Source organism: uncultured Methylobacterium sp. (assembly GCF_964251405.1).
Lineage (GTDB): Bacteria > Pseudomonadota > Alphaproteobacteria > Rhizobiales > Beijerinckiaceae > Methylobacterium.
Map to the genome: position 1 here is coordinate 1 of NZ_CAXUJR010000137.1, position 6515 is coordinate 6515.

Annotated in this window: 5 protein-coding genes; 3 read left to right on the forward strand and 2 right to left on the reverse strand. The window is 66.8% G+C overall.

Annotated elements, in window-relative coordinates; translation table 11 throughout:
* Positions 1 to 408: 408 nt before the first annotated feature.
* Together kdpA and ACFE7U_RS17000 are read right to left on the reverse strand one after the other, a co-directional pair.
* Positions 409 to 2124 carry a potassium-transporting ATPase subunit KdpA gene (gene kdpA, locus ACFE7U_RS16995; RefSeq protein WP_375410895.1) on the reverse strand — a complete coding sequence of 572 codons (1716 nt, stop codon included), beginning with the start codon at positions 2122 to 2124 and terminating at the stop codon, positions 409 to 411.
* Positions 2125 to 2137: 13 nt separating this feature from the next.
* Positions 2138 to 2227 carry a K(+)-transporting ATPase subunit F gene (locus ACFE7U_RS17000; protein WP_375410538.1) on the reverse strand — a complete coding sequence of 30 codons (90 nt, stop codon included), beginning with the start codon at positions 2225 to 2227 and terminating at the stop codon, positions 2138 to 2140.
* A gap of 1015 nt (positions 2228 to 3242) precedes the next feature.
* Here ACFE7U_RS17000 and ACFE7U_RS17005 point away from each other — a divergent pair.
* The 3 genes from ACFE7U_RS17005 (at position 3243) to ACFE7U_RS17015 (ending at position 6295) form a co-directional block, all read left to right on the forward strand.
* A complete protein-coding gene (locus tag ACFE7U_RS17005; protein WP_375410896.1) occupies positions 3243 to 3575 on the forward strand; it encodes a hypothetical protein in 333 nt (110 codons plus the stop codon).
* 4 nt (positions 3576 to 3579) lie between these two features.
* The gene (locus ACFE7U_RS17010) at positions 3580 to 4365 is read left to right on the forward strand and encodes a 2-keto-4-pentenoate hydratase (protein ID WP_375410897.1); all 786 of its coding nucleotides are present in this window, start codon (positions 3580 to 3582) and stop codon (positions 4363 to 4365) included.
* A gap of 100 nt (positions 4366 to 4465) precedes the next feature.
* Positions 4466 to 6295, forward strand: coding sequence for a potassium transporter Kup (locus ACFE7U_RS17015; protein WP_375410898.1), 1830 nt, complete (start codon positions 4466 to 4468; stop codon positions 6293 to 6295).
* The last annotated feature ends 220 nt before the right edge of the window (positions 6296 to 6515 follow it).

The following is a 6515-nucleotide window of genomic DNA, read 5'->3' on the forward strand; positions in this document are numbered from 1 at the left end:
ACCTCGACCACGAACATGACCGGGTTCTTGATCATCTTGCGGGGGTCGAGCTTGGTCACGGCGCCGATGAGGGCGGGTCCGACGAGGGCGGCGCTGAAGAGGCTGGTGGAGTTTTGGCGGGCCATTGCGGGTGTCCGGAATGAGGGTCGTCAAGGAGCCGGCGCGCGACGCGCCAGGCCGAGGGTTCAGGGCGCCAGCGTGCGGCCGACGTCGGCGAAGCAGGCCACCAGGGCGACGGCACCCAGCAGGGTCACCGCCAGCATTCCCAGGATGATGTCCGACACCCGGGTCTTGCCCCCGTCCTGCGGGGGCCGGCTCCAGGTCGGCGTCCTGGACCGGGTAGGCCCAAGACCCCTGCGCAAGGCTGCGCGCCGCTGTGCGAGGTGAGGCGGTAAGGCGTGACGCATCTCAGCCTCCGACTGCGAAGGTCTGGCCGAGGCCACCGGCGAGATGCTCGACGATGGGTCCCAGCGCCAGCGCCGGGAAGAAGGTCAGCCCGCCGACGATCAGGATCACGCCGACGAGCAGGCCGACGAAGAGGGGGCCGTTGGTCGGGAAGGTGCCGGCCGAGGCTGGCAGGGTCTTCTTGCCCGCGAGGGACCCAGCGATGGCCAGCGCCGGCACGATCACGAAGAAGCGCCCGAACAGCATGCCGATGCCGAGGGTGGTGTTATAAAAGACCGAGTTCGCGGTCAGCCCGCCGAAGGCCGAGCCGTTGTTGGCCGCAGCTGACGTGAAGGCGTAGAGGATCTCGGAAAAGCCGTGAGGGCCGGCATTGGCCGGACCGGTGAGACCTGCCGATACGACCGTGGCCAGCGCGGTGAAGCCGAGCATCATCAGCGGCAGGATGAGGATGGCAAGCATCGCCATCTTGACCTCCTTCGCCTCGATCTTCTTGCCGAGATATTCCGGCGTGCGCCCGACCATGAGGCCGGCGACGAAGATCGTGATGATGACGAAGATCAGGATGCCGTAGAGGCCCGCGCCGACACCGCCCACGATGATCTCGCCGAGCTCCATGTTGATGAGCGGGATCATGCCGCCGAGCGCCGTGAAGCTGCCGTGCATCGCGTTGACGGCGCCGCAGGACGCCGCCGTCGTGACCGCGGCGAACAGGGCGGACGCGACGATGCCGAAGCGGACCTCCTTGCCCTCCATGTTGCCGCCGGCGAGGCCCGAGGCATTGAGGACCGGGCTGCCTGCGCTCTCGGCCCAGTAGACGATCGCGGTCCCGGCGAGGAACAGGACGCCCATGGCGGCGAGGATCGCCCATCCCTGGCGCTCGTCGCCGACCATGCGGCCGAAGACGTTCGTCATCGCCGCGCCGATGGCGAAGATCGAGACGATCTGGATGAAGTTCGAGAGCGCGGTCGGGTTCTCGAAGGGATGGGCGGCGTTGACGTTGAAGAAGCCGCCGCCATTGGTGCCCAGCATCTTGATCGCGACCTGGCTCGCCACCGGCCCGACCGCCAGGGTCTGCTTGGCCCCCTCCAGCGTGGTCACCTCGACGGCACCGCCCAGCGTCTGCGGGATCCCCTGGGAGACCAGGAACAGCGTGTAGACGATGCAGATCGGCAGCAGGACGTAGAGGGTGGTCCGGGTCAGGTCGACCCAGAACGAGCCCACGGTCTTGGCCGAGGCGCGCGAGAAGCCGCGCACCAGGGCGACGGCAAGCGCGATGCCGGTGGCAGCGGACAGGAAGTTCTGGTGGGTCAGGCCCAGCATCTGCGTGAGGTACGACATCGTCGTCTCACCGCCGTAAGACTGCCAGTTCGTATTGGTGATGAAGCTCGTCGCGGTATTGAAGGCGAGGTCGGCGCCCACGGCGACTTGGCCGTCCGGGTTGAGCGGCAGCACGGCCTGGAAGCGCAGCAGCGCGTAGAGGAACAGGAACCCGAGCACGTGAAAGACCAGCATCGCGGTCGTGTAGGAGAGCCAATGCTGCTCCTGGGCGGCGTTGATGCCGGAGACGCGATAGAGGCCGCGCTCGATGGGCGCGAGCACGGGCGACAGGAAGGTGCGCTCGCCCGTGAAGACGCGGGTCATGTAGCCGCCGAGCGGGCGCACGAGCGCCAGCACGACCGCGCAGAACAGCGCGATCTGGATCCAACCGTTGATGGTCATGGCAGTCGTTCCTTCAGAACCGCTCGGGGCGGACGAGGGCGTAGGCGAGGTAGGCGAGCAGCCCGAGGGTCACGAGGGCGCCAAGCGTGAGGTCGAGGGTCATGGGAAAGGTCCTCAGAGCCGCTCGCACAGGGCGGCGTAGCCGACCGCGAGGGCGAAGAAGGCGAGACCGCCTGCGATGAAGAGGATGTCGAGCATTGGTCGCTCAGCTCCGGCCAAGTTAAGCGGCAAGCCGAATTAGTAGGAACGAAGATGTTCGTACCCTCGGATTGCGTGTCCAAGGGAGTACTGCTTGCCGCGACGGGAGAATGGCAGGGAACCGCATATGAATGCGAGATGGATGGGCGGCCTATTTTATAAGGATCTCATCAGGATTACGGCTCATCTGACGGGTTGGGAAACATCCGGTTGCCATGACCCATCCATCACGACCGTGCGACGAGGCCAGTCCACTCAGGTCATAACCCGAGTCGCCAAGTGCAGGGCCTTGCGGATGTCGGCACACTCGATGGGGCTTCCGACCTGGGCCGCTCGGGAACAGGCAGCCCTCTAGGCCGGCCGGTCGGCCTGGACGACGCCCTGACCGTCGAAATGAAAGCCCCCGAAGGGTGTTCCGCAGGATTGGCAACGAGAGCGTAGGTGACGGAGGTACGGATCCTGCCGCTTCGGGTAGGCGATGGCTTGCATTGGAGGGGTGATGGCGCGGAGCGACGGTGCCGGCTCCGTCCAAGTCGGCCGCGGATTGATGGTGTCCATAAAACCTTGATCAGCTTATCCCCTCTGGAGCGGCCGACGAAGATCCGTGAATCCACATAGGGGATCGAGATGGACCGAGGCCCCAACGCATAAGGATTTCATGCAGGGAGTGTCGCTTGCTCGCGCAGGCTCGGCCGCATCAGCGACCCTAAGAGCCTGATCTTCTACTCCGAAGGCTCAAGCTGCATTTATAAAATACTTATATTTTTAGTGCGGGGCCCATCTCGATTCTTTATGCAGCCGCGGGCATTTTATCTTCACGGTCCCGGAATCAGAACATGCATCGGGTCCAACTTGCCTTTTCGATGTCAGGCCTAGCCTTGAGCGCCACGAGGGCGCCCCTGCGAAACGATCCCCCAACCGTGACGGCGCCCGTCGATCCTTCCGCGCGAGAACATATTGCCCGGGAGCGGGCCGACGAGATCGCGAGGCGTCAAGCGGCCCTGACCCGCCGCACCATCGTTCGGTTCGGCGAGAAGCTCGTGGGAATCACGATGGTCGGTGCATGTGCCTGGCTCGTGGGACTGCCTGCGATCCTGGTGTTGGCCGGATTCTGCGTCGGCAACGCGGCCTTGTCGGCACTTCGGATGCTGGCCGTCCGGGACCGCGGCCTGACACCCTATCTCGGACACTTCGACGAGGCGGTGTGGTTCCTCTTGCTCGGGCTTGCCCTTCGCACCGTTGGGGGGCGGTGAGTCCATGGCGCTGACCTCAGACGAGATCGAGGCCTTCGGTCGGTCCCTCGCGCTGGCACGCGCGGCGGGTGACGTCACGTCCGACATCGATCTGCGGCGCATTTCCGGTGCGGAAGAGGCTGAGGCCGTGCAGGCCTCGGCCATCCGCCAGCTCGGGGCCGTGCCGGTCGGCTACGCGGTGCGCGCCATGACGCCCCTCTGCGCCAGGCTGCTCGGGTGCGACGCGCCGCTCGTCGTGCCGCTGTTGCAGGAGACGATCCTTGAGGACGGTGAACACTGTCGGCTGCCGCGCGGCGTCCTCGGCGTCGGGGCGGGCTTCACCTTCGTGATGGGGCGGGCCTTCCCGTTCTCGGACGAGGAACCTCTGACCGCCGAGAACGCGGCCTCGGCCTGCATCGCTTGCCACCTCGACCTGCACATCCTCGGTCGTCGCGTTCCGCACGTGACGCCGTTGAACCCCTGGACAGCGAGCGCCGACTTCGGGCTCGACGTCGCCCACGTCCACGGGCCCCGCCTCGTGGATTGGTCCGCGTCCGTGCTCCTCCGGACGCCCCTCATCCTTGAAATCGATGGCCGTACCCTGAGCAGCGGCGACGGCAACGCGATACCCGGAGGGCCCCTCGCAGCGGTCGCCAGCCTTGCCCTGACGCTGGCCGAGCGCGGTCTGAACCTGGACGCGGGTGATCTCGTCGCGACGGGTAGCATTGTCGGCCTGGTCCAGGTCCAGCCCGGACAGCGCGTCCAGGCTGATCTGGCGGGGATCGGGCATGTCAGCCTGGCCTTGGATTGACGATGCCGTGCTGACACGACGTCTCATGCAGCCTTCCAGCCGAGCTCCATCCAAGGGTAGATCCGTGAGTTCTCGCGAGCGTTCCTCGACGGCTACCCTGATGATCGGCGCCACCGGCGTCGTCTTCGGCGACATCGGCACGAGCCCGCTCTACGCCTTCCGCGAGAGCTTCATCGGCCATCACGCCCTCGCCCTCGACACATTCCACGTCCTCGGCGTGCTCTCGATGCTGGTCTGGGCCCTGATCCTCGTGGTCACCGTCAAGTACGTCCTCGTGACCATGCGGGCCGACAATCGCGGGGAAGGCGGCGGCTTCGCCCTGCTCGCCCTTATTACCCGCGTGGCGCCGCGCTCGCCGTGGTTGCCCGCGATTGCCGCGGCGGCCCTTATCGCGACCGCGCTGTTCTACGGCGATGCCGTCATCACGCCGGCGATCTCCATCCTCTCGGCCGTCGAGGGCCTGAGCCTGCTCGGGGACCGCTTCACCGCCGCCGTCATCCCGTTGACCCTCGTCATCGTCGTGGGGCTGTTTGCGGTCCAGCGCTTCGGCACGGGCGTGGTCGGCCGGGTCTTCGGCCCGGTCATGCTGGCCTGGTTCGGGACCATCGCCGTCCTGGGCGCCGTGCAGGTGGCCGGCAATCCCATCGTCCTCACTGCGCTCAATCCGGCCTATGCCCTCGGCTTCCTCTGGGCCAACCCGCTGCAGGCGTACTTCACGCTGGGCACCGTCGTGCTCGCCGTCACCGGCGCCGAGGCGCTGTACGCGGACATGGGACACTTCGGCCGCCGGCCGATTGCGCGCGCCTGGCTCTGGATCGCGCTGCCCGCGCTCGTGCTCTGCTATGCCGGCCAGTCAGCGCTGGTGCTGCGCAGCCCGGAGGCGATCCGCTCGCCCTTCTACCTGATGGCGCCCGACGCCCTGCTCGTCCCCCTCGTGCTGCTGGCCACGGCCGCGACCGTCATCGCGAGCCAGTCGATCATCAGCGGGGCGTTCTCGGTCACGCAGCAGGCGGTGCAGCTTGGTTACCTGCCGCGGGTAAGCATCCGTCACACCTCGACCACCACGCGCGGCCAGATCTACGCGCCCGGCGTGAACGTGCTGCTCGCCATCGCCGTCATCACGCTGGTGCTCGGCTTCCGCTCGTCGAGCGCGTTGGCCGCCGCGTTCGGCCTGGCCGTCATGGCGACGATGGTGCTGACGACCCTGATGATCGGCTTCGTCGTGTTCCGGATCTGGCGCTGGAACCCGCTTTGGGCGGCGCCCGTCTACGGGTTGCTCCTGGCGCTCGACCTCGGCCTGTTCGCGGCCTCCGCCACCAAGTTCCTCGACGGCGGCTGGCTACCGGTCACGATTGGCGCCACCCTCGTGCTCCTGTTCGCCACGTGGCGCCGTGGCCGCTCGCTCCTGACCGCGCGCCTCACGGCCGACGCCGCACCGATGGACGTCTTCCTGCGGTCGGTCTCCAAGGCCCACCGGGTCCCTGCCACGGCGATCTACCTCAGCAGCAGCCGCGAAGGGGTGCCCCCGGCGCTCCTTCACAACCTGAAATACAATCTCGTCCTGCACGAGCGCGTTATCATCGTGACGGTCGAGACCTCCCTGACGCCGACCGTAGGCACAGGCGAACGCCGGACGGAGGAGGAACTCAGCAACGGCGTCAGCCGGGTGGTGCTTCGTTACGGTTTTGCCGAGAGCCCGGATATCCCGCGCGACATCGCGGACGTCCTCGCGCGGGACCCCGGCCACAACGCGGTCACCACGGCCTACTTCCTGAGCCGGCAGACGCTGATCCCGTCCCGCCGGCCGGGCATGGCTATCTGGCGCGAGGGACTATTCGCCCTATTGGTCCGCAATGCCGAAACGCCGATGACCTTCTTCAAGTTGCCTGCTGAGCTGGTGGTCGAGCTTGGTAGTCAAGTCGAGATCTGACGCGGGCACACCCGTCCGAATCCTTGGCCAGCGTGGGTACCTGTGATGTCGAGCGTCTTAGGCTTGCCGGCCCGATGCGGAGCGCTAAGCGGCGCAAGGCCCCCTCGGTCGGCAGCCTTCGTGTACCCCCTAAGTAGCCGCCATAGACTTCGACTGTGCCACCCTTTCCACCAACCGCAACCCGTCATGTCCGCGCCCATCGCGTCGAGCGACGGGCGCG

Bases quoted from the DNA above. Each gene is read 5' to 3' on its own strand.
- kdpA (WP_375410895.1), bottom strand. From the start codon at position 2,124: ATGACCATCAACGGTTGGATCCAGATCGCGCTGTTCTGCGCGGTCGTG.
- ACFE7U_RS17000 (WP_375410538.1), bottom strand. From the start codon at position 2,227: ATGACCCTCGACCTCACGCTTGGCGCCCTCGTGACCCTCGGGCTGCTC.
- ACFE7U_RS17015 (WP_375410898.1), top strand. From the start codon at position 4,466: ATGATCGGCGCCACCGGCGTCGTCTTCGGCGACATCGGCACGAGCCCG.
- ACFE7U_RS17010 (WP_375410897.1), top strand. From the start codon at position 3,580: ATGGCGCTGACCTCAGACGAGATCGAGGCCTTCGGTCGGTCCCTCGCG.